We start from the raw sequence: 22077 nt of genomic DNA on the forward strand, positions 1-22077 counted from the left end.
TTTCGTTTCACTCCCTTAACCACGATTTAAGTTATTTCTTATCATGCTAGCTATTTGACCTAGCTCATTTTCTTCAGCGCAACGCAAAGCGGTTTTATCTCGTGGCCCCACAAGACCTACATCTGCGCCGATCTCAATCAAGAACATGGCAACATCTTCATGCCTGTTTTCTATAGCAGCCATAAGGGGTGAGCCATTATATCCCCCGACGGATCCATTGATATCTGCACCTGCAAACACCAACTTCTCTACCAAATCGAGAAATCCGTATCGACTAGCAAAATTTAATGCAGATCGCCCCAAATTATTAACAACATTAACATCCGCACCGTACCGCAAAAACAAGTCAACTATTTCACGATCGCCATTTGCAACGCTTAACATAAAGGGAGTCCACCCATGCTGCTCCTTACGGTTAGGATCAGCCCCATGCTCAACAAGCTCGCGAACCTTATCAAACGACCGCTCTTCAGTGGCCTGGTACAAATCCGTACAACTTGCTTTTGCACGACGATCATAACCATAGACCTGATACGCGGCATCATGCTGATCGAATACTAACTGCAGCTTTTCCCTCTTCACCTCATCAGGAAATAAGAAGAATTTAGCCAAAAAAAATAGCATGCACTAAAATCGGCGTAGCTATTATCCACAACCAAACATCACGAAGAGCATCGTTACCGAAAAACTTCGTTAAAAAATACGCCACGAGAAAAAGCAAAAAACCCAACGGGATATAAATTAATAGCGCCCCACGAGTGGCTATAGGTATTCTAGGCAAACCAGCGGCATAGGCTTTACTTCGCGTTCTGATATAAGCCAAAGACTCAAGCGCCACCGATATCGTCGCAGAAATCACCTCACCAATTATCAGTATCGCCATACTTGGGAAAAATGGTAAATCCCACACAGCCAAATGCCCAAAAACAACTTTGGCAGCTACAATAATCGCCCCAACGCCAAAAATCAGAGACGAGTAAAAATCCGCCTTATTGGAGAATTCGCTTCTAGCAATGCCATCCGACTTGAGCCACTCCAAGATAGTCCTGAAAGAAAAGTAAAAACTTAACACCAACAAACACAACAACCAATTATCTTTAGATACCAACTTCGCACTAACAAACGGCAATTGGAAATCGAAATCCATTTTCAAAACAACGGTAAAAAATATCAATATACTGCTAATCGCAAGAAGACTACGCTCCTTACCGAAATCATCAGCTAGTTTTGTCACACATTGCCCCTTTGCAAAGTTACCAACTAAATTAAAATCATGATATCACAAGCCAAGTTTTTGCAAGTCGTCATCCGCCCCCCAAACCGCATAGACCAACAACTAGTAGAACTATATAAAAAGCTTAGACCATCGACAAAACAGAAATAAATCAATAAGCGGTACGTAGCGCGAGTGCCGTCATCCCGGAGCGACATGATCGATTAAACTGCGATTTATACTGCATCCGGGAGAAATATTAAAGCAATAAAAACCGCCCCACTCACGACGGCCCATCATCGAAATCGTTACTACTAGAAAGTCGGATTTTGTTGGTCGATTTAGCTTTTGATTTTCTTCCTTGCTGACTAAGGGAAGGCGTTTTATACAGTTTTGTTAGCGCCCACTTATGCAAATCAAGAACATTATCGAAGCGAATCGATATACAGCGATTTTGGTCGTTAACATCTGAAGCGACAAGGCATACCTCAACTCCTTTCCGACCTCCCGTCGTCGCATCCACAAGCACTTTCAAATATTTTCCAAATTCGGTCACGCTCAATGCATACGCTGGCGTCGATGAGAAAATATCACTAGCATACTCATCAAGATATATTCTGCCGCCTTCATTAATGTTTGAGCTGAGATAGGGTAAATGCGCTTCAGCAGGTTCAGCGAATACTTCGCGATTGCAAACCGCATGGCGATATATAAATAGAACTTGTTCAGAAGTCTTTAAATCATCGCCGGCAATGAAATGACATTGGTCGTGCAGTTGGCACATGATCTTGTCAGAAAATACCGTCTCACACACAGCCAATACTCTATCCTTTTTGTGCACCTCGGACGAGGCCTTATGTATTGTATCCTTGAACTCGACTAGGCTGTACGTGGTTGAGTTGGTAAATATTGTGTCCCCCAGCAGTTTCCTATCCTGCCCGCCGGTGGGATAATGCCAAAAGTTCACCCCTTTGGCCTTAGCTATATTTTCGACGTTACGCACAAAGGCTGCCATTACCCCACTTTCGTTATCCACGATTTATTCCTTGAACTAGATTTGGCCCTAAATGCAGCATTTTTCTTTTGAAATCGCGCTGCGCCATGCGATGGCTCGCTGAGAAAACTTCTTTGGTCAATTGCTATGATTTGGTGGAGCAGGCAAGGATGACTAACATTGGCTTGATAGGCTTGCACTCCGCTCGTGTATCGCCAGTTGTGGTGATGAAGTTTAAATTTATAATCCAAAAATAGGATACCAAACAGGGGTAAGATCCAAAAACCACATCCCGTCGGCAATATTCTAACCCACGATGCTTACCATGCTTACTCTGGATGATCTACCTGTCAGCCTATAGCGTTCTGATACCTTATAAATCCCGAATTCGATTCCACTGAAGACCATAACCAGCTGATTTATTTATAGTTACCGTTTGGGGTACGCCAAATTTTCCACCGACTTCCAGACCCACAGGAAACCTAGCCCTGCCGAAAGATACCGTTCGTCTGGTGCCGCACCATACAAAACAAAGCCCCTGCAGAAATGCAGGGGCTTTGTTGTTTCTGGGGTGTTTGTATTTAGCTGATGCCCGCCCGCCTTTCTCCACACCTCTACACCCCCTCGAAAATCCCCCACCTCTATACCCAAGATTCAATTTCCAAGCTTTATGCTGAATTATGAACTGGCAATAATTATGGCTAACCCATAAAAACACCTAATTCCACCAACCCAGCTATCTTCCCAATCGCTCCCCACTCCCCCGGCTGCAAACCCAGCGGCCGAGCCTGAGAAACCGACTTGATGCAGGCGCTAACCACGCCCCCCATTCGCAGTGATTACGAACGTGACAGCTCTCACTCGATAGAGGAGTTTTACCGATCCCCAGCCTAGTCAGGCCGGGGCTTTTTGGTGCCCTGCTGGGCGGTTTTTCTGTATAACGCCGTCAAGACTAAGCGTTGCGAACGGATGCCCATGAACGCCCTGAAACTGATCTGCCTGCTGGTGATTGTCCCGCTGCTGCTCGCCGCTCTGGGCGGTTGGGAGCGTGAGCGGGCGGGTGAGGCTGCCGCGTGGTTGATCAACTACCAGGCCGATGTCAGCGCCACTCGGCAAACCCTGAACACCTTGGCGACGCAAAACCCTACGGCCCTTATCGACCTGGGCGAGGAAAAAATCGGCATTCAGCCGGCGCTCGAGCGGCTGGATAAAATCACGTCCGAACTGCCCACCGCTCAACGTATCAATAGCGGCATGCGCACCCTGGCGCCGTGGGTGACGGGGCTGGGCCTGCTGGCGGCGTTGATCGGTGTGGCGGCGCTGGCCGGCACACAGTGGGCGGGGCGGCGTGCGCGGCAGTCGCGGGAAAAACTATTGCAGGTGTTCGCCCTCGGCAGCCGCTTGTTGCCCTACGTGCTGGTGAGCCATGTGGTGGCGATGGCGACGACGGTGGCGCTGGCCTTGAGTTTCGAAGGCTTGGCGATGTGGCACATCGGTCGATTGGGTCGCGGCGAGTTCAAGCTGATGGCCGTGCTGGCGGTGATTGCGGCGTTCTGCCTGTATTCGATCTGGCTGCTGCTCAAACAATCGCGGCACATGCTGGGTATGTTCAAACCCGAGCCGCTGGAGATGTTCGGGGCGGTGGTGACGCCCGCGCAGGCGCCGGCGCTGTGGCGCGACGTGAATACGTTGGCCGGCAAGCTCGGCGCGCTGTCACCGGACCATATCGTGGTGAGCCTGACCCAAGGTTTTTACGTGACCTCCAGCGAGGCCCACGTGCAACCGGCGCATACCACGCTGCATGGGCGCACCTTGCATGTGCCGCTGCTGTACCTCGGCCTGCTGAGCCGCGACGAAATCGGCGCGGTGATCGGCCATGAGCTCGCACACTTTGCAGGGGAAGACACCGAATACAGCCTGCGCTTCTTGCCGATCTACGATGGGGTCAATCGCAGCCTGGCGGTGCTGCTGGATACCCTGCTGGCCAGTGACCTGATCCAGGAGTGGCTGATGCGGCCGTCATTCCTGTTCGGCGTGTTTTTCATGCAGCGCTTTGATCAGGCGGTCAACCATTGGAGCCGCGAGCGCGAGTTGCTGGCGGATGCCGCAGGTGCGCGCCTGGTCGGCAATGGCGCGGCGGCTTCAGCGCTGTTGCGCGTGTCGGTGTTGCAGCCGCTTATCGAGGACGCGCTGTTGGCCTTGTGTGACTCAGCCTCGGAAGAGGATCTGCCCGCCGCCGCCCTGGCCGCGCTGCAAGGCCGTGAACTGCAGGTGCCGCCACAAGCGCTGGAGATTCATCAGCCTCACCCGACCGACTCGCACCCGTCGAATGGCGAACGCCTGCAGGCGCTTGCCGTGTCGCCGGATGACGCCCTGCACAGCGCCATACGGTTCATGGATGCGCACGTTGCAAATGGGCAAATCGACGCTTATTTCAGTGCGCCGCGCACGCTGCGTGAGCAGTTGTCGCGCGACCTGATCGACGTGGCGGTCACCGAAAACACCGCGCACACGGCGTTGCTGGAAACCCTGGCCACATCGACCGACGGCGAACGTGAACTGCATGAAGGTGGGCGTTGGCGTGGCGTGCTGATGGCGGTGTGCGCCGTGCCTTTTGTGGGGCTCGGCCTGGCCATCATGAGCCAGCCCTGGCTGGCCCCGGAACGTTTGAAAAGCAACACGTTGTCGGCGATCGGCGCCGGGGCGGCAATCGCTGTTATCGCGTTGATCTTTTTGTGGCTGGGTGTGCGCCGTTTCAAGCGCGCACCGCAGGTCGCGTTGCGCCTGACGCCGAAGCATTTTGTGTTCGCCAACCTGGCACAGCCGTTGCCGATTGAGCACATCGCCGGTGTCACCCTGCAATTTATGCAGGGTATCTGGGTGACCGTGGAGCTGACGCCGGAAGCGCCCTTGCCTGAACGGCGCAAAACCGCATTCGGCGTGCCGGGCGCGCGCATCAACAAGAAGAAACGTCAGGTGTTGTTGCAGATGGCGCAGTTGTGCATCGACAACCAGAAGCTCGAACCCTATGAGGGCTTGTCACTGATGCTCGACTATGTGAATGCCTCCCTCGCCCGCAAGATTTTGCAGCACCGCGAGGACTGATCGGCGCACATAAAAAAACCCCGAACCAGTCGGGGTTTTTTATCGCCTGGAATCAGGCACGACGCCAGATCAATTAGAAAACGTTGATCGGGTAGTCAGCGAACAGACGGACTTCGTTACCGCCGACGTTGTACTGGTCGGCGTTGTTGGAAACACGCAACCAGGACGCACGAGCACGCAGGCTCAGGTCTTTGGCCGGGCCGCTCTGGACGACGTACTTGAACTGGTTGAAGATTTCGCGCTCGGTGCCATTGCCACGGTTGGAACCGTCGTCAATGTTGGTACCGCGCACGTAGGCCACGTTGTAGGTCAGGCCCGGCACACCGAAGGTGCTGAAGTCCAGGCCGTAGCCGACTTGCCAGGAGCGCTCGTCCTTGCCGTTGAAGTCAGACCAGTAGGAGTTGGCCAGCAGGATGGTGTTGCCGCCATCGCCGACGCCGCCGGCGTTGCGGTAGCCGCCGTACAGGTAGCCAGTGTCGCCGGTGCTGCGCTGGTGAGCGACGGTGAAGCTGTGCGGGCCAACGGCCCACGTGGCGCCCAGGCTCCAGATTTTGTTGTCGCGGGCGTCGGCGTCACCTTGGTTCTCCAGGGCGAAGCTGCGGTCCAGCTTGGTTTTGTAGCCATTGAAGTCAAAGGTCAGCGACTGTTGCTCTGGCAGGGCCAGCACGTAGTTGACGTTGACGTATTGCTTTTTCAGCACGTCTTGCATGTCGGAAGCGTACAGCGCAGCGGACAGGCTTTCGGTGAATTTGTAGCTACCACCGATGTAGTCGATGCTTTTCAGGCGGCCGCTGTCGCTGCCTTCGGCGCTCTTGCGCGCTTCTTTGGTGAAGTGACCGGCGTCCAGTTGCAGACCGGCGATCTCTTTGGAAACGATCGAGGTGCCTTCGTAGGTTTCCGACAGCAGGCGCGAGTTGTCGTATTCCAGAACCGGCACGGCTGGCATCTGCTGACCGTATTTGATCACGGTGTTGGAGATGCGCGCCTTGACGGCTGCGCCGCCCTTGGCCAGGTCGTTGGCGGCTTCGCCGCTGTCGCCTTGTTTGAAGAAGTCGATACCGCCCGCGCCGCTGCGACCTTTACCACCGTCCAGACGGATAGCGTATTGGCCGATGACGTCCACACCTACACCGACGGTGCCTTGGGTGAAGCCGGACTCGAACTTGCCGATAAAGCCTTGGCCCCATTCGGCTTTGTCTTGCTTGCCATTCTTGTAGTCACGGCTGATATAGGCGTTGCGTGCCGCGATGTTCAGGTGGCTGTCGTCTACGAAACCCTTGGATTGCTCCTGGTCGTTTGCCATGGCCTGAGTGGCGCTCAAAATCCCCAGAGCAATCAGACCCATCCGTTGCTTCAACATTTTTTGTATTCCTTATTACTGGTTGAGTACGCGCTGTGACACCAGGCTCCGTTCTGCTTTTTCTGGCGTCGACTTTTCCCGGAAAAAAGAAGGCCCGCGGACGACTGAACTGCCGCAGGCCTTTTTTTATTGGATGAGTCATGGCGGTTAGCCACAGGCGTTGGGCGCAATCCTAGTCCCGCGTTGAACTATGTGTCAATTTCGCGAATCGTCTGTATTTAGGCGAAATAATTCTAAGCAACGCCCTACATCGGTTCTAAAAACGACCCAATTCCTTCTCTTACGACGTCAAAAACATATTTCGTAATACATTTGGGAAGCGGTACGTGTGCTGATACCTGACGTGATGGCGCCGGGCCAGGGTGGTGGGGATGGATTGCGGTTTTCGGCAGAAGGCCTGGGATAGGTGCGCGGCACTGAGCCGTCGTGGTGCTTACAGGCACCCACCCTTTATAGGGCTGAACAGGCTTTAAATGGGGGTTCCACTAAATCTCTGACTTGGCGCTGTCGCGCAGCAAACTGGAGCCGCTGTGGCGAGCGGGCTTGCCCTAATGCCGTTCAGTTAAGGCTTTTTTGTAGGAGCGAGCTTGCTCGCGAAAAACGTCAACGATAACGCGTGTTTCCTGAATCAACGCGGCGCCTGTGAGTTTTTCGCGAGCAAGCGTGGCGAGCGGGCTTGCCCCGCGTTGGGGCGCGAAGCGGCCCCATTACAGGCGATGTGTTTTTAACTGACACACCGCAGTGCCTGGTTTTGGGGCTGCTGCGCAGCCCAACGCGGGGCAAGCCCGCTCGCCACAACAAGCCCGCTCGCCACAGTTACAGTGTTCCTCCTGAACTGACTGGCATCAGGGCAAGCCGCTCGCCACCAACAACGCCACAAACGCCTTCGCCATCGGTGTTTGCGCGCCCTTGCGCTGCACCAGCCACACCGCTGTCACCGCTTCCTGATCGAGCAAGGTGCGATAGACCACGCCATCGATACGTATGCGCTGGTACGACGCCGGTAGCACCGACACCCCCAGCCCCGCCGCCACCAAGCCGATGATGGTCATCGCCTCCCCCGCCTCCTGGGCGAAGTGCGGGCTGAAACCGGCGTCGCGGGCCAGGTTGAGCAGTTGCGCATACAGACCGCTGCCGTAGGTGCGCGGGAAAAACACAAACGGTTCCTGCGCCAGTTGCGCCAGGTGCAGGCCGCGCTCGCTGTCGTCCACCAACGGGTGTCCGGCGTTGAGTACCGCGACCAGGGGCTCACGCATCAGCTCGATGACACTCAGCGAATCGGGCAAAGGCAGCGGGCGCATCAAACCCACCTGGATCGACTCGTCCACCAGCGACTCCGCCACCTCGGTGCTGCTCATTTCCTGCAGATTCAAGTGCACGGCCGGGAACGCCTGGCGAAAGGCAAAGATGGCCTGGGGGATGCTGGAGTTGAAGGGGGCCGACGAGGTAAAGCCGATCTTCAACTCCCCCAGCTCACCCAACTGCGCCCGTCGCGCCACATCCGCCGCCTTGTCGACCTGGGCCAGCACCAACCGCGCCTCGTGCAGGAACAGGCGCCCCGCCTCACTCAGTTCGACCCGACGATTGGTCCGCTCAAACAACCGCGCCCCCACCTCCTGCTCCAGCGCCTGGATCTGCTGGCTCAGCGGCGGCTGCGAGATGCCCAGCACCTGCGCCGCACGGCCAAAATGCAGTTCCTCGGCGACGGCGATGAAGTACCGCAGGTGACGTAATTCCATGCAAGCCTCATTAGGTCGTAAAAGCTATCAAACAGGTCGAACAATATATTGGAAAGAATCATTAGGCAGCTATATGCTTTTTTGCATTGCCGGTCCTGGCACGTTCTTCCTCCCCGAGGTCCCCGTGAAATCTGCTGTCGCTCCACTCCCTCAAGAAGCCCCGCCGACCGCCCTGGATGAGGTGGTAGCCCAGCTCAACGACGCGTACATCGAAAAAGGCACGCCGATGTTCATGCGCACGGTGCTGGCGCTGTTCTCCGGCGGCTTCGCAACCTTTGCCCTGTTGTATTGCGTGCAGCCCATGATGCCGGCGCTGTCCCAGGAATTTTCCATCAACGCGGCCCAGAGCAGCCTGATCCTGTCGGTGTCCACCGCCATGTTGGCCCTGGGCCTGCTGATTACCGGGCCGATCTCCGACACCCTGGGGCGCAAGCCGGTGATGGTCGCGGCGTTGTTCTGCGCAGCCCTGGCCACCATCGCCAGCGGCTTGATGCCGACCTGGCAAGGGATCCTGTTGATGCGCGCGCTGGTGGGGCTGTCCTTGAGCGGCCTGGCCGCCGTGGCCATGACTTACCTGAGTGAAGAGATCCACCCCCAACACATCGGCCTGGCCATGGGCCTGTATATCGGCGGCAACGCGATTGGCGGCATGAGCGGGCGCCTGATCATCGGCGTGCTGATCGACTTCGTCAGCTGGCACACCGCAATGCTGATCATCGGCGGCCTGGCCCTGATCGCCGCGACCGTGTTCTGGAAGATCCTCCCCGAATCGCGCAACTTCCGCGCCAGCAGCCTCAAGCCGCGCAGCCTGGTGAACGGCTTTGTCATGCACTTCAAGGACGCGGGCCTGCCGTGGTTATTCCTTGAAGCCTTCCTGCTGATGGGTGCATTCGTGACGATGTTCAACTACATCGGCTACCGCCTGCTGGCCGACCCGTATGACCTGAGCCAGGCCGTGGTCGGCCTGCTGTCGCTGGTGTACCTGTCGGGCATCTACAGCTCGGCCAAGATCGGCTCCCTGGCCGACCGCCTCGGCCGCCGCCGTGTGCTGTGGGGCACCATTGTACTGATGCTCGCCGGCATGGCCCTGACCCTGTTCACCCCACTCTGGCTGGTGGTGCCCGGCATGCTGATCTTCACCTTCGGCTTCTTCGGCGCCCACTCGGTGGCCAGCAGCTGGATCGGGCGCCGCGCGGTGAAGGCCAAGGGGCAGGCGTCGTCGTTGTACCTGTTCTGCTACTACGTAGGGTCGAGTATCGCCGGTACGGCGGGCGGGTTCTTTTGGCACTTTGCCGGGTGGAACGGCATCGGTGCCTTCATCGTGGCGCTGTTGGTCGACGCGCTGCTGGTGGCGTTGAAGCTGGCGAAGCTGCCGCCATTGGCCTCGGCTTGAGGGGCCGCCACCTTGAACGACATTCGCGCCAGCACCCGCTTACCCCGGCGCTCGTGCATGACTACGGCGCCGATATGCAGGACCAGCATCAGCAACAACGCCACGCAGGACAGCACATGCGTACGGGTATACAAGGCGATGCGGGCCGGATCGCTTTCAAACGGGCCAAAGGAAACCAGGTTAAAAACATTGATCGGACGATCCATCATCAGCACGCCCGTCGCCAACACCAAGGCAAGCACCAGGTACATGGCTTTGTGGACCAGCAACGCCATGTATTCCTGCGGTGTTCGCTTGATGGAAAAGTCCAGGCCGTGGGCAAAGGAACAATAAACCCGCAAGACAAACACCGGGATATAGAGGGTGGTCAACGATACATTGAAGAACGCCACCCACGCCTTGACCGACGCAGGCACGCTGAATACGGCCACAAAAAAGCCTGAGAGTAACGCCCACACAATAATGACAGCCGAAACCCAATGCAGCAGTTTCTGGCTCGTTGAATACGCTGAAGTGTTCATCCTGATATCACCTGACAATGAACGCCATGCACTGGCGAGAGGAAGAGTCGGGTAGGATTTTTACCGAGGCGAGTTACCTGAGGCTGTAGGAGAAATCCTAAGGCGCCCAAGCTACCAAGGCAGGACTTAACGAACGCTGAAGCGCAGCGAATCCCCCGCCGCCTGGGCGAAGCTGCCGCCGTTGGCCCATGCTTAAAGCACCAAGCGTGCCTCCAGGTGGCTGCCGCGCTTTTCCAGCGTCAGCGTCTGGAAAGCGCCCGCATCGCGCTCCAGTTCCGCAAGCCATTTGAGCAAAGCGTGTGCATCGCCGCTGAGGGTCAGGCGCAACTGCTCGTTTTGCACCTCGATCTGCTGCACCTTCAGCCCCGCCGCTTCGGCACTGTCGTTGATGGTCGAGGCTAGCGGTTGCCCTGCCACCGGCAAGGCGCGTTGGGGTTGAGTGCTGTTGACCTGCTGCGCCAACGCCAGTTGCTGCTGGTAATGGCGCTCGACGCTGGTCACACGTTGTCGGCTGGGCTGCCACAGCATTTGGAAGGCCAGCACACCGATCACGAATACCGTCAGTCCTTTCAACAAAAACCGATCACGTGGCGACAGCGCTTTCCAGGTCTGGAGCCCCTTCATGATGGGTCCTCCAGCATCAGCACGGCATGCACTCGATGACCTTCCTTGCTGGCGTGACCGATACGCACTGGCATACCGCTGCGCTGCCCCTGCTCCCGCAACCGTTCCAATGCGGTGAAACCGTTGGCGGCCAATTGGATCGTCCACCCTTCACCACGGCGAAACTCCATGCGCTGTACCTCCACATCGGCACCACCGATCACCTGCTCGCTGAGGCTGACCAATCGTGTCAGCGGCGTCGCGAGCTGGTTTGCATTTTGCCCCTGTAGCGCCTTGAGCTGCGCGGCCAGATCGACAATACGAGTCTGCTCGGGATACATCGCCTGGAAGCGCTCCACACTCTGCGCATACAGCCGATGGGCTTGCCCTTCGACGTACTGGCTACGTAGCTGCATAAACCCCACCTCAAGCAGGAATAACACCGCGGTGGCCAGGACCAGCGTTGACCAGGGCCAGCGTTGCCGGACACGGCCCAATTCCCCATGCAGCAGGTTGATCGGTTGACCTTGAGCCCCCCATAACGCCTGTTCGACCTGTGCCCTGCTCGCCTCTTCATCCAGCCACTGCAACGGCTCGCTCAACACCCCTTCAAGCGTCTTGAGGGCCACTGCGGACATGGCCAGGGGCGCGGGACAGCGGACAACCCGGCGACCGTACCAGTGAACTGCAACGGCGCAGTCGCCAGGCAGCATATCGGCATCGACATGCACGGCACGCACCTCAATGGCCAGCGTCGCCAGCAGGTGCAACAACGCCTTGAAACGCGCCTTGTGCGTTACCAGCACGGGGTAGCAGCCCGCCCCGTCACGAGGTCCGACACACACATGCAAGGCTTCAAGGTCCTCGCCCACCTGTTCTTCAATGGCGAAGGCGATGGCCTGGGCGCTGGGTCGTCGCTTTGAAGGCCACACGTCGGTGCGCAAACCGCTGCACATCTCCATTGGCAGCAGCAGGTGCACCGGCTGCCCTGCCAGGTAAACCGCCGCTTCATCCAGGGTCATCTGCCGATTGTCCCCTGCTGCGCGCCAGACACAACACGGCCATTGCTTCGAGGGTGAGGTCAAGCCTTCGGCACTCAAATGAAGCCAGGTTTTCATCATCAGATCTCGTTCAGATTCGCAGGGAGGAAGCGTCGCTGCACCACACGCCAACGCCCGGATTTAAGCTCGCGCTCGACGTCGCTGGCCATACGCAGTCGGCTGCTGCCGAAGCTCACGTCGATGTTGATGCGAAACCAGCGGCTGCTGACGCCCAGCCCATGGCTGGTCACCCCCTGCCCGGCGATCAACGGATCATGGGTAAATGCCGCCACTCGCGCATAACCGCCGACGGGTCGCTGGCGGACCAGGGCTGCAGCGGTCGACAGCGAGACCCCATCGAGTATTGCCAGCATCTGTGGCGCAGCCGTGTTGATATTCAAGCCGGCATCCCTGGGCAACAGCGCGACCCAGGGTTCCAGTTGTCGCAAGATCGCGCCGTCCACACCTGGGAGCTCACGCAGTTGACTCAGTTCCTGACGTTGCAAAACCTGGCCGGCGGCCCGCAAGTCCAATGGCTGCAACCCCAGGCTGGCGAGCAGGTTTGACCAACGCTGGCGCGCGACTTCATCGACTTGCCCGGTGCCGAGCAACGCGTTGACGTTGAAGCGTGCAGACAGGTCTTCGATTTCCAGCGCGACCTGCGCGCCTGGCGTCTCAAAAGGCCAGGTGACCCGAGCCCACGCCTGACCCAGGTGCACCACTGACTGTTCGGCGTCATCCGTGCGCGCCAATGCCGCCATCGCCCAGGCTTCGACCGAAAACCCCAACTGACGCAATTGCACCTGATGCACCTGGCGCGCGCTGCTCTGCACCATCAGTTGATGACTGCGCAACATGCCGGCCGTCAGCAACAACGCCAGGCTCATGACCAATAAGACACTGAGCAGCGCGACACCTTGCTGGCGAGTTTTCATGGGTGTCCCTGGGGCAATGGCAAGACGCGTCGCACCTGTTCGAAGCGCCCAGCCGACAGCACCATTTCAAGCGCCTGCGGGGGCGTCGCCGCCGCGCCTTTGCCCACTGGCCAGACGTGGCTCCAACCCACATCGCGGTCAAACAGGCGCCAGTTCAACATGCGCACATCGTCGAGCAATCGTTGCCGCTCGACGGTTGATGACTCCAGGCCGCGGCTTTCGCGCCATAGCATTTGGTTGTCCAGCCGATAAATCACCTGCTGGCGCTCACTGCGCGGCAAGTCTTGCGGATTGCGCCAGTTGCCGCGCTGCAATTGCAACGTGGTGGGCCCCAGGACAATGACGGCCGACGCCAATTGCAGCACGTCACGCTCAATCACCCCGACCGCTCGTTGCAGGCGCCGCAGATCCTGTTCATGGCTGGTCGTTGCCTGCTGCGCGCGCACCACGGTGTCGAACAAGCGCCCACTGGCGAGCCCCAGCAAGGCGAAGATGGCCAGCGCAATAACCAGCTCCAACAACGTGAAGCCAGACTGCTTATTCATGCCCAGCGGGTATCCAACCCCGGGTGCGGTAGACCGGCTGATCGTCGTCGGCCGGGCTGACATCGATATCGACCCTCAGCAGGCGCGGGTCCGTTTCGGGGGTGATGGTTTGGTCCACCTTCCAGTCGCGCCCATCGAAGCGTCGTAACAGTTGCTGGTGCCCCGGCGACGCCGTTTGCAAACGCAGCTCGCTCAATTGGTTGTCCGCTACCCAGGCGCACTGCACCTGCTGTTGCAAGCGAGCATTCTGGCGCAATGAATAGTGCCCGGCGGCAATCACCGCTCCCGCCAGGGCGGCAAAAACCGCCAATGCAATCATCACTTCCAACAGGGTGAAACCACGGGTGTTCGCCGGACGCTGTCGACGTCGACGTCGACGGTGATTAGCTTTCAACGGACAGCTCTCCAATCCCATCGCTGACAATGTGCGCCAGCACCTGTTCTTCGGCGACGAAGGACAACACAAACGCACTGATTTCATCGCTGCTGAGCATCAGCAATTGCGGGGCCAGGCTATCGAGACTCAGACGCTGCCCCTCCTGTTCAAGGTGCATTTGCACACCTTGTCCCAACCGATGAACCGCGCCCGCCGGCTGCCACCCCGGAGGTTCAAGGCGCCACACCTGGTACTCGGTACGCCGCACGCGCACACCGTATTCACGCCCTTCAATCACCGCCTGCTCGCGCAATTGCTGGATCAGTTGCAACACCTGGCCGGCCTCCTGTCGGGCCTGACGCGCCGGCGTATTACCCGCTGCCAGGCCAGCCACACCGAGCACGATGCCGACTAATGCGATCACCACCATCAGCTCCAGCAGGGTAAAACCGCGGCTACGCCTGGGCACTCGGTCAACCCTCCCAGTTACCTATATCGGCCGCTGAACCTTCGCCACCGGGGGCACCATCGGCCCCCAGGGAATAGAGGTCATAGCCACCGTTAGCGGAGCGCACGCCAGGGTTCAGATACTGGTAAGGCGTCCCCCACGGATCCACCGGCTGGCCTTTCAGGTAGCCCTGGGCGTTCCAGTTCCTGACGGCCGGTGTGCCGGTCGGACGCTTGCTCAGGGCCTCCAGCCCTTGCAGGGTCGAGGGGTAAACAGCGTTGTCGAGACGGTACATTTCCAGGCTGGTCGCGATCGCCTGGATATCGGTCTTGGCGGCGGTGACCTTGGCCTGGTCGGGTCGGCTCATGAACTGCGGCACCACGATGGCCCCCAGCACGCCGATAATGACCACCACCACCATAATCTCGATCAGGGTAAACCCGCGTTGTTGCTTGAGTATTTTCACCATTCAGTTCACCAATTGGTTAAGGCTGAGAATCGGCAACAGAATGGCCATGACGATCAGCAGCACGACCCCGCCCATCACCACCAGCATCGCCGGTTCAAACAAACTCACCACCAGCGCGATGCGGGCAGCGAGATTTTTTTCCTGTTGCTCGGCCGCGCGCGCCAGCATCGCGTCGAGTTCACCGGCACGTTCGCCACTGGCAATCATGTGCAACATCAACGGTGGTATATCGCCCCCGGCCTCGAGGCCACGGGTCAGGGTGCCGCCCTCACGGACCGAGCGGGCTACATCGCTCATGCGCGCACGGATGGTCACGTTGCCAATCACGGCGGCGGCAATTTCCAGCGCATCGACCAGGGGGACGGCACTTTTGCCGAGTATCGCCAGGGTGCTGGCGAACCGCGCGGCTTCCATGGCTCGAAAGACACTGCCCAGCAAAGGCAGGTGCAGCGCCAGACAATGCCAGCGCCAGCGTCCGCGTGGCTGGCGCAGGCTCCAGCGCAGCGCCATTGCGATGCTCGCCAATACCCCCAACAGCACCAGGCCATAGGTACGCAGACCATTGCTCACGACGATCATGGCTTGGGTGAGCCAGGGCAGCGGCTGGCCACTGTCGACAAAAATGTTCACCACATCGGGCACCACATAGCCGAGCAGAAAGCCAACGATGGCCATGCAGGCGAACATCAGCAGTGCCGGGTACACCAGCGCCAGCTGGATCTTCTGCCGGGACGCCTGGCGCGCCTCGGTATAGGTTGCCAATTGCTCCAGCACATGGCCCAGGTGACCCGAGCGTTCGCCCGCGGCAACCGTGGCGCGAAACACATCGGGAAACGCCCGAGGAAACGCACCGAGAGCGGCCGCCAGCGAGTGCCCTTCCATGACCCGCTCACGAATCTGCGCCAGCAAGTTGCTGACCCGCCGCTTCTGGCTTTGCTGGGCAACGGCTTGCAACGCCAGCTCCAATGGCAAACCGGCCTGGACCAGAGTCGACAGTTGTAAGGTCAGCAAAGCCAGATCACCCGCACTCAGCCTTGCCACACCCACCGGCCCCCTGCCACCGTGTGCGCTCGCAACCTGCACCTGGCTCGGCAACAGCCCCCGTTCGCGCAGCAACTGTCGGGCATGACGTGGGCTGTCAGCCTCCTGCCGGCCCTTGCACGGACGTCCCTCGCGGTCCTGGGCCCGGTAGTCATAAGTGGGCACAGCTAGTCCTCCTGGGTAACCCGCAACAGCTCATCCATGCTGGTGAGCCCTTCGAGCACCCGACGGCGCCCATCCTCGAACAGGCTGGGCGAGGCACGCCGCGCTTCAGCCAGCAGTTGCTGTTCACTGGCGCCCTGATGAATCAGCGCGCAGAGCGTGGGCGTGAGGCTGACCAATTCGTAGATACCGATCCGCCCGCGATAACCTTGGCGACACTGTTCGCAACCGGTGGCCTTGAACACCCGAGGCACTTGGTCGAGGTCTAACCCCAACCGCCGGCATGCGTCGGCGTCCGCCGCTGCGGGGGCCTTGCAGGCGGGGCAAAGCTTGCGCACCAAACGCTGCGCCAGCACGCCCACCAACGACGATGCGAGCAGATAGGCATCGACCCCCATGTCCACCAACCGGGTAACGGCACCGATGGCACTGTTGGTGTGCAGTGTCGACAACACCAAATGCCCGGTGAGTGACGCCTGAACGGCGATCTCGGCGGTTTCACTGTCACGAATCTCGCCGACCATCACCACGTCCGGGTCCTGGCGCAGGATCGCGCGCAGCCCACGGGCAAATGTCATCTCGACCTTGGGGTTGACCGGTGTCTGGCCGATGCCCGGCAGGTGATATTCGATCGGGTCTTCGACCGTGAGAATATTGCGGGTCTGGTCATTGAGGTGGGTCAGCGCCGCATACAAACTGGTGGTCTTGCCGGAGCCGGTGGGGCCGGTCACCAGTAAAATGCCATGGGGCCTGCCCAGTAATTGCAGCAGGCCGTCCAGGGTTTTTTCAGCCATGCCCAATCGCACCAATTGCAGGCGCCCGGCATGCTTGTCGAGCAGGCGCAACACGACCCGCTCGCCATGGGCCGAGGGCAGCGTGGAGACCCGTACGTCCACTTCGTGGCCCGCCAGGCGCAACGCCATGCGGCCATCCTGGGGGACGCGTTTTTCAGCGATGTCCAGCTGCGCCATGACCTTGATTCGCGACACCAGCAGCGTTGCCAGCTCACGCCGTGGCCGCAGCATTTCGCGCAGTTGACCATCCACCCGCATGCGAACGGTCAGTGTGTGTTCGAAGGTTTCAAGGTGCACATCCGAGGCCTTTTCCCGCACCGCTTCACTGAGCAGTGCGTTGATCAGACGTATGATCGGCGCATCGCCTTGCTGCTCCAACAGGTCGGCGGTCTGCGGCACCTGGTCCACCAGGCTGAGCAGATCCAACTCATCATCCAAGCCTTGGGCAACCTGTTCGGCGGCGCTTTGGCCTTCGCTGTAGACCACCGCCAGGCGTGTGGCGAAGTCCTCGACTGTCAGCATCCGCAGCGGCAGCTCGTGATCGGTCAGGCGCCGCGCTTCGGCAATGGCGCTCAACGACGTATCACAGCGAACGATCAGGTGCCCATCGTCGAGCAGTACACCAAAACGTCGGGCGAAACCGAACGGCAGGGGTTTCATGGAACCTCCCGCGCAGGCTGACCCAGGTCGAACAGCTGCGACGCACTATCGGGCAGTTGCAGCGAGTGCTCCGGGCGGGCGTTCGGCAGGCTGTGCTGGCGCAGGTCCTGGTAACGCTGCCGGCTGATCCCGGAGAGATCCTGACCGCTACGCACAATGGTCGGGCGCAGGAACACCATCAGGTTGCTCTTGGTCTGGGTGTCGCGGCTCCAGCGAAAAAGCGCCCCAAGGTAGGGAATATCACGCAACAGTGGCACGCCGCTTTTCTGGGTGCGCACGCTGTCTTTGATCAGGCCGCCGATCACGATGATCTCGCCATCGTCGGCCAGGATCGTACTTTTCAATGCACGCTTATTGGTGATCAGGTCCGACGAGTCGACACCGGACACCGCCGGCGCAATGTCGGAGACCTCCTGTTCGACCTCCAGCCGCAGGGTCGAACCTTCGTTGATATAGGGCTTGATCTTGAGGCTGATCCCGACGTCCTTGCGCTCCACCGTGGTGAACGGGTTATCCGCGCCACTGCCGTTGGTAGCGTAGGAGCCAGTCTTGAACGGCACGTTCTGACCCACAATGATTTCGGCTTCCTGGTTGTCCAGCGTCAGCAGGCTTGGCGTCGATAGCAGGTTGCTGCGCGAGTTGCCGGCCAGGGCGGACACCAATGCACCGAAACGATCACCGCCCAGCTTAAGCACGCCGCCCTCCGGGGCAACCGTGTTTTCATCGAACTTAAGGGCACCGAGGATCGGAATGCCTGTGCCGGGGAAGTTGATAAGCCCCTTGGCATCACTGCTGTTCAGCGCCCATTGCACACCCAGGGCCTCGCTGATATCACCGGTGACCTCAACGATGGCGGCATGAATCAGTACTTGAGCCCGCGGCCGATCCAACTCACGCACAATGCCTTCGAGGGTCGCGAGCTGGGCCGTCTGCGCCACGATCACCAGGGCGTTCTGGCTTTCATCGGCCCGTACCATGAACGCTGCGGCAGCGGCCGTTTCTTTCAGGCCCGAGCTCGCCAGTGGCGTTTTCATGCTCTGGCCCATGGTGTCTAGCACTTCGGCCAATTGCTTGGCATCGCTGTAGCGCAGGCGTATGACGCGGGCATTGTCCAGCCGCGCAGGGGTGACCGTGTCCAGGCTACGGGCCAGTTGCACGAGGCGCTGACGAACCTGCGCCGTACCGACAATGACCAACCGGTTGCTGCGCGAGTCGGCCAAGACCTGAATGGCACCGTCGGCACTCTGCTTACCGAGGGACGCTTCCATCAACCGGGCGATATCCACCGCCACCCCATGGCGCAAGTCCACCAGCTCATAGGCATTTTTCGCTCCGGAATCCAGTTGCCTGACGACCTCGCCGATGCGACGGACGTTGCTCGCGGTGTCGGTAATCACCAAGGCATTGGCCGATACCGAAGGGCCGACATAGCCATTGGGCGAAATCAACGGTCGCACCAGCCCAGCCAGATCCGCCGCATTGCTGGCGCCTAACGCAATGACCTGAGTGACAAACTGCTGCGGGGGCGATGAGTGCGGGTCCGCCGTACCGGCCAGCGATTTAGCCTGGGCCACCGGTACGATGAGGATCTGGTCGCCTTGATCGATCACGCTGAAGTCATGGGCATCCAGCACGCTATAAAACAGCTGGCGCACCCCTTCACGGTTCAGGGCCTGCCTGGACATGACGGTGATGCGTCCTTGTACCTTGGGGTCGAGGATGACGGTGGTGTCGAGGATGGTCGACATTTCCTCAACAACATCACGCAACTCAGCGTTATTCATCGTCAACTGCCAACGCTGCTCAGCCGCCGACGACGGCCCAACGTGTAACAACGCGCCCAACACGAACGTGCCAAATACGCCGGTCAGAGCGCGCTGCCCGATGATGCGGTTCATGGGACTACTCACTCCTCGGTTGTTCGACCATGGGCCGTAGATGAAGGACCGCCGTCGCTTTACGTTGCGCGTGGGCGGGCTGCAGAAAGCCCCCGCTCGCCGGATGGAGCCTGAGCAACTCCTCGCGCCCCTGACGCCACAACACCACCTGTGCAGGCTCGATGCGACGCAGCAGGCTACCTCCCGGCAAGCGCTCGCCGGCGCGGTAAAACCGCTCACTGTCGGGCCCGGCCAGCAAGGCACGTGACTCGCTGTCGCTGGCAACCACAGTGGCTCGTAATGTCAGTGGTTCAGCGCTGCTCAAGGCACCGCCCTGCGCGCTCAAGCCGAGCACCGACGCGACGGCCAGGGTATCGAGAGCGACGGTCGGCTGGGGCATGGCCGACGGAACAGGCAGCGCCTGCGCTGCCGGCATCCGCGCCTGACGAAACTGCCACTCCTGCCACGCCAACATCAGCCCATAACCCAAGGGCAGCATCAAGACGAGCACCCGCCAGCCAGCCGTCTTCATGGCGCGTTCACTGGCGGATCGTTTCTTGGGAAAAAGACATATTCTTCAGAACCGGGCGACCGCTCATCTCATGCTTGAAAACAGCTCCCACGTGCAGGGCAACCAGCACCGCGAGCACCACACAGGCTTGAATATGGATCTGCGTGAACCACTCAATGGCCGTCGGATCAGTCAGCAGTTGTGCAATCAACAGGACGTTAAATATGTTGATCGGGCGGTCCATCATCAGGACTCCCGTCACGAGCACAATGCCCAACACCAGATAAATGGCTTTATGAACAACTAACGCCACATACTCGGCTGCGCAGCGCTTTCTGCCATACGCTAAAAAACCATGAAAAAAAGAAAAATAGACTCTGAGAATAAAGATTGGAATATATAGAGCAGTCAACGAAACGTTTATAAACCCCACCCAATTCTTGGTTTCCATCGCCACATCAATAAACGCGACATAAAAGCCTGAGAATAAGGTCCACAAAATAACCACGGCCGAAATCCAATGAAGCCAAATCTGGCCGACCGAATAGCGCATATACGTCGTCAATTGAAAATCCACATTCAGAAAAGAATAACTGCACGATAGAAATGCCCAGGCAGGCTCGAACGCGCCTGCCTGGGACTTCGTCAACGAACGATCAGAGCTGGTCCCAGGCGGTCTGCCAATGATGGCCTACACCCGGCTCAAAGCCATTGGCGGTTGGCAGGTACTGTTTGCAGTAGCCCGAACTCGGAAACGGCTTGCACTCATACACTTCGCCGGTTTGCGGATGCAACACGCGAGTGCCTGCTTCGTAACTGGCCAGACCTTCAGGGAACACGAAGTGATAGTCCTTCGCGCCCCCTTCACCCGTCAGGTTGACGGCCTGGGTATCCTGGCGAGTGGTACGACCATCTGTGGTGGTGCCCAGCAAGGTCATGTGGTGAAGCCCTGGCTCGCTGCGAACATCCATTTCAAGCCAGTTACTGGTGCCTTGCGCAAGCGCTTTGACGGTACCCACCGGCTTGTTGCTGGCATTGAACAGCGTCGCTTCGACATTCATATCGCGGTTGGCGATCATGGCGAAGCGAACCTTCGCGCGGCCCTTATCCAAAACGTACTCTTCGGCGAACGCCGACAGCGCCATGCGTGCCTCGGTATCTTCCTTGACGTCCATCGCCAGCTCATAACGAATCACGCCGCTGTCTTTCTGAGCGAACAGATTGTTCTTGCCTTTGACCGGCGCTATACCGCCCTGCTCATCGCGAATGCCCGCTTGAATCAGGGTCTGGGTCTGGTTGATCTTTTCAGCCAATTTGAACGCCCAATTCTGCGGTTGGCCCTCTTCGGCATTGTCTATCGAGATTTCGACGGTGTACGCCGCGCTTTCGCCCATGGCGGTGAAGGCACGGGCCTTGACCTTGTCGCCCACCAGCAACGTGGCGGATGGCGTGATGCTACCGACGGCGCTCCAACCGCCCGGTAATTCGGGTTCGGCCAGGATATCCACGTCGACGACGTTGTAGAACGCCGCATCGGTATCACCGACGGTCCAGATACCGAGGAGCACATGAGAGCCCGTCTTGTCTTGAGGGATCACACACGCATGTTTTTCGCCGCTGACCGGCAGTACATTGCCACCCTCCACGACACAGAACGGCGTACCGTCAAACGATGCACGCTTGAGCGGCTCATTGGGGTTCCATCCGTTGCGGGTGATGAAGTACTCGTGCTTGGTGGCCGGGTGAGCCGCCGTGTACTTCCAGTCGAACGTGATATTTCGGTCTTTGATTTCAGTCTTGTGCCAGCGAGTGGCCGACTGCGCATCCATAGCCGAGAACAGGCCGATGCCACCACTGGCGATCTTACCGTCTACCGGCCCCTGCATCGGTTTACCGCCGACGCCAGCAGGAAACCCCTTGAAGGTTTCACCGACACTTTGAGGCTCGTACTGTGCACCACCACAGTCTTTATTCAGGCCTTTCTGACATTGAAAGGCGCGTGACGGTGGATCATTCAAATAACCATGCGCCTGTGCACTTTGGGAGGGTAATAACAAGGCACTTAACAATGCCAACGACGAAACACCGCCCCAACGGGAAATATCTTTTTTAATCATACAATCCAGCCCTAACACACAACCCAATAAAAACCCATACTTTGCAATATGGAAGACGTTTTTCTACGGCTACTGCAAAACGAGCGAGATGGATTTTACGGGCGTTAAAAAAAATTAATGTAGGACAAGTTGAATTATCACGATTAAAAAAACAAGCTTCGACTAATGACCACC

General features: G+C 58.6%; 20 protein-coding genes and 1 pseudogene. 2 read left to right on the plus strand and 19 right to left on the minus strand.

Annotated elements, in window-relative coordinates; all coding sequences use genetic code 11:
- Positions 1-15 precede the first annotated feature (15 nt).
- From A7317_RS29750 to A7317_RS01270, 3 genes are all read right to left on the minus strand, one after another.
- Entirely contained in the window at positions 16-624 is a 609-nt protein-coding gene (locus A7317_RS29750) for an ankyrin repeat domain-containing protein (RefSeq protein ID WP_081329140.1), read from the minus strand.
- A complete protein-coding gene (locus A7317_RS01265; RefSeq protein ID WP_069075043.1) occupies positions 605-1234 on the minus strand; it encodes a hypothetical protein in 630 nt (209 codons plus the stop codon). The genes A7317_RS29750 and A7317_RS01265 overlap by 20 nt, the downstream gene beginning before the upstream one ends.
- A gap of 262 nt (positions 1235-1496) precedes the next feature.
- Positions 1497-2249 (minus strand): hypothetical protein, encoded by a 753-nt coding sequence (locus A7317_RS01270; protein ID WP_069075044.1) that lies wholly within the window; start codon positions 2247-2249, stop codon positions 1497-1499.
- A 933-nt stretch (positions 2250-3182) separates the two neighbouring features.
- Between A7317_RS01270 and A7317_RS01275 the strand changes: the two genes are divergently transcribed.
- A complete protein-coding gene (locus A7317_RS01275; RefSeq protein WP_069075045.1) occupies positions 3183-5312 on the plus strand; it encodes a M48 family metalloprotease in 2130 nt (709 codons plus the stop codon).
- Positions 5313-5385: 73 nt separating this feature from the next.
- Here A7317_RS01275 and A7317_RS01280 read toward each other — a convergent pair whose 3' ends face one another.
- Positions 5386-6672 carry an OprD family porin gene (locus tag A7317_RS01280; protein WP_069075046.1) on the minus strand — a complete coding sequence of 429 codons (1287 nt, stop codon included), beginning with the start codon at positions 6670-6672 and terminating at the stop codon, positions 5386-5388.
- A gap of 845 nt (positions 6673-7517) precedes the next feature.
- On the minus strand, positions 7518-8411 hold the full coding sequence (locus tag A7317_RS01285; protein ID WP_069075047.1) for a LysR family transcriptional regulator: 894 nt from the start codon (positions 8409-8411) through the stop codon (positions 7518-7520).
- A gap of 172 nt (positions 8412-8583) precedes the next feature.
- Between A7317_RS01285 and A7317_RS01290 the strand changes: the two genes are divergently transcribed.
- On the plus strand, positions 8584-9804 hold the full coding sequence (locus tag A7317_RS01290) for an MFS transporter (protein WP_420492580.1): 1221 nt from the start codon (positions 8584-8586) through the stop codon (positions 9802-9804).
- 32 nt (positions 9805-9836) lie between these two features.
- Here the strand turns inward: A7317_RS01290 and A7317_RS29755 are convergent.
- The 14 genes and pseudogenes from A7317_RS29755 to gbpA form a co-directional block, all read right to left on the minus strand.
- A pseudogene (locus A7317_RS29755) lies at positions 9837-10325 on the minus strand (cytochrome b/b6 domain-containing protein); the annotation flags it as partial.
- Between the two features lie 192 nt (positions 10326-10517).
- On the minus strand, positions 10518-10949 hold the full coding sequence (gene gspM / locus A7317_RS01300) for a type II secretion system protein GspM (protein WP_024072982.1): 432 nt from the start codon (positions 10947-10949) through the stop codon (positions 10518-10520).
- Positions 10946-12046 carry a type II secretion system protein GspL gene (gene gspL, locus A7317_RS01305; protein ID WP_041160824.1) on the minus strand — a complete coding sequence of 367 codons (1101 nt, stop codon included), beginning with the start codon at positions 12044-12046 and terminating at the stop codon, positions 10946-10948. The genes gspM and gspL overlap by 4 nt, the downstream gene beginning before the upstream one ends.
- 2 nt (positions 12047-12048) lie before the next feature.
- Complete coding sequence (locus A7317_RS01310) at positions 12049-12903, minus strand: general secretion pathway protein GspK (protein WP_024072980.1); 855 nt, start codon at positions 12901-12903, stop codon at positions 12049-12051.
- Positions 12900-13448, minus strand: a complete 549-nt coding sequence (locus A7317_RS01315) for a type II secretion system protein GspJ (RefSeq protein WP_024072979.1) — start codon at positions 13446-13448, stop codon at positions 12900-12902. The genes A7317_RS01310 and A7317_RS01315 overlap by 4 nt, the downstream gene beginning before the upstream one ends.
- A complete protein-coding gene (gene gspI / locus A7317_RS01320) occupies positions 13441-13842 on the minus strand; it encodes a type II secretion system minor pseudopilin GspI (RefSeq protein ID WP_024072978.1) in 402 nt (133 codons plus the stop codon). The genes A7317_RS01315 and gspI overlap by 8 nt, the downstream gene beginning before the upstream one ends.
- The gene (gspH, locus tag A7317_RS01325) at positions 13832-14293 is read right to left on the minus strand and encodes a type II secretion system minor pseudopilin GspH (RefSeq protein WP_024072977.1); all 462 of its coding nucleotides are present in this window, start codon (positions 14291-14293) and stop codon (positions 13832-13834) included. Before gspH ends, gspI begins: the two co-directional genes overlap by 11 nt.
- Before the next feature lie 4 nt (positions 14294-14297).
- Positions 14298-14741: a type II secretion system major pseudopilin GspG gene (gene gspG, locus A7317_RS01330; protein WP_069075050.1), complete on the minus strand. Its 444-nt coding sequence runs from the start codon at positions 14739-14741 to the stop codon at positions 14298-14300.
- Complete coding sequence (gene gspF, locus A7317_RS01335) at positions 14742-15947, minus strand: type II secretion system inner membrane protein GspF (protein WP_069075051.1); 1206 nt, start codon at positions 15945-15947, stop codon at positions 14742-14744.
- 2 nt (positions 15948-15949) lie between these two features.
- On the minus strand, positions 15950-17398 hold the full coding sequence (gspE, locus tag A7317_RS01340; protein ID WP_069075052.1) for a type II secretion system ATPase GspE: 1449 nt from the start codon (positions 17396-17398) through the stop codon (positions 15950-15952).
- Positions 17395-19296 (minus strand): type II secretion system secretin GspD, encoded by a 1902-nt coding sequence (gene gspD, locus A7317_RS01345; RefSeq protein WP_069075053.1) that lies wholly within the window; start codon positions 19294-19296, stop codon positions 17395-17397. The genes gspE and gspD overlap by 4 nt, the downstream gene beginning before the upstream one ends.
- A 4-nt stretch (positions 19297-19300) precedes the next feature.
- Entirely contained in the window at positions 19301-19786 is a 486-nt protein-coding gene (locus A7317_RS01350; RefSeq protein WP_237141787.1) for a type II secretion system protein N, read from the minus strand.
- 28 nt (positions 19787-19814) lie between these two features.
- On the minus strand, positions 19815-20339 hold the full coding sequence (locus A7317_RS01355; RefSeq protein WP_069075055.1) for a cytochrome b: 525 nt from the start codon (positions 20337-20339) through the stop codon (positions 19815-19817).
- Between the two features lie 103 nt (positions 20340-20442).
- Entirely contained in the window at positions 20443-21903 is a 1461-nt protein-coding gene (gene gbpA / locus A7317_RS01360; protein WP_069075056.1) for an N-acetylglucosamine-binding protein GbpA, read from the minus strand.
- Between the last annotated feature and the right edge of the window lie 174 nt (positions 21904-22077).

This window comes from Pseudomonas fluorescens, assembly GCF_001708445.1.
GTDB classification, from domain to species: domain Bacteria; phylum Pseudomonadota; class Gammaproteobacteria; order Pseudomonadales; family Pseudomonadaceae; genus Aquipseudomonas; species Aquipseudomonas gorinensis.

What these genes read in the sequence shown, in the direction of transcription:
- A7317_RS29750 (WP_081329140.1), bottom strand. Translation starts at nt 624, where the DNA reads ATGCTATTTTTTTTGGCTAAATTCTTCTTATTTCCTGATGAGGTGAAG.
- A7317_RS01275 (WP_069075045.1), top strand. Translation starts at nt 3,183, where the DNA reads ATGAACGCCCTGAAACTGATCTGCCTGCTGGTGATTGTCCCGCTGCTG.
- A7317_RS01280 (WP_069075046.1), bottom strand. Translation starts at nt 6,672, where the DNA reads ATGTTGAAGCAACGGATGGGTCTGATTGCTCTGGGGATTTTGAGCGCC.
- A7317_RS01285 (WP_069075047.1), bottom strand. Translation starts at nt 8,411, where the DNA reads ATGGAATTACGTCACCTGCGGTACTTCATCGCCGTCGCCGAGGAACTG.
- gspM (WP_024072982.1), bottom strand. Translation starts at nt 10,949, where the DNA reads ATGAAGGGGCTCCAGACCTGGAAAGCGCTGTCGCCACGTGATCGGTTT.
- gspL (WP_041160824.1), bottom strand. Translation starts at nt 12,046, where the DNA reads ATGAAAACCTGGCTTCATTTGAGTGCCGAAGGCTTGACCTCACCCTCG.
- A7317_RS01310 (WP_024072980.1), bottom strand. Translation starts at nt 12,903, where the DNA reads ATGAAAACTCGCCAGCAAGGTGTCGCGCTGCTCAGTGTCTTATTGGTC.
- A7317_RS01315 (WP_024072979.1), bottom strand. Translation starts at nt 13,448, where the DNA reads ATGAATAAGCAGTCTGGCTTCACGTTGTTGGAGCTGGTTATTGCGCTG.
- gspG (WP_069075050.1), bottom strand. Translation starts at nt 14,741, where the DNA reads ATGGTGAAAATACTCAAGCAACAACGCGGGTTTACCCTGATCGAGATT.
- gspE (WP_069075052.1), bottom strand. Translation starts at nt 17,398, where the DNA reads ATGAAACCCCTGCCGTTCGGTTTCGCCCGACGTTTTGGTGTACTGCTC.
- gspD (WP_069075053.1), bottom strand. Translation starts at nt 19,296, where the DNA reads ATGAACCGCATCATCGGGCAGCGCGCTCTGACCGGCGTATTTGGCACG.
- A7317_RS01355 (WP_069075055.1), bottom strand. Translation starts at nt 20,339, where the DNA reads ATGCGCTATTCGGTCGGCCAGATTTGGCTTCATTGGATTTCGGCCGTG.
- gbpA (WP_069075056.1), bottom strand. Translation starts at nt 21,903, where the DNA reads ATGATTAAAAAAGATATTTCCCGTTGGGGCGGTGTTTCGTCGTTGGCA.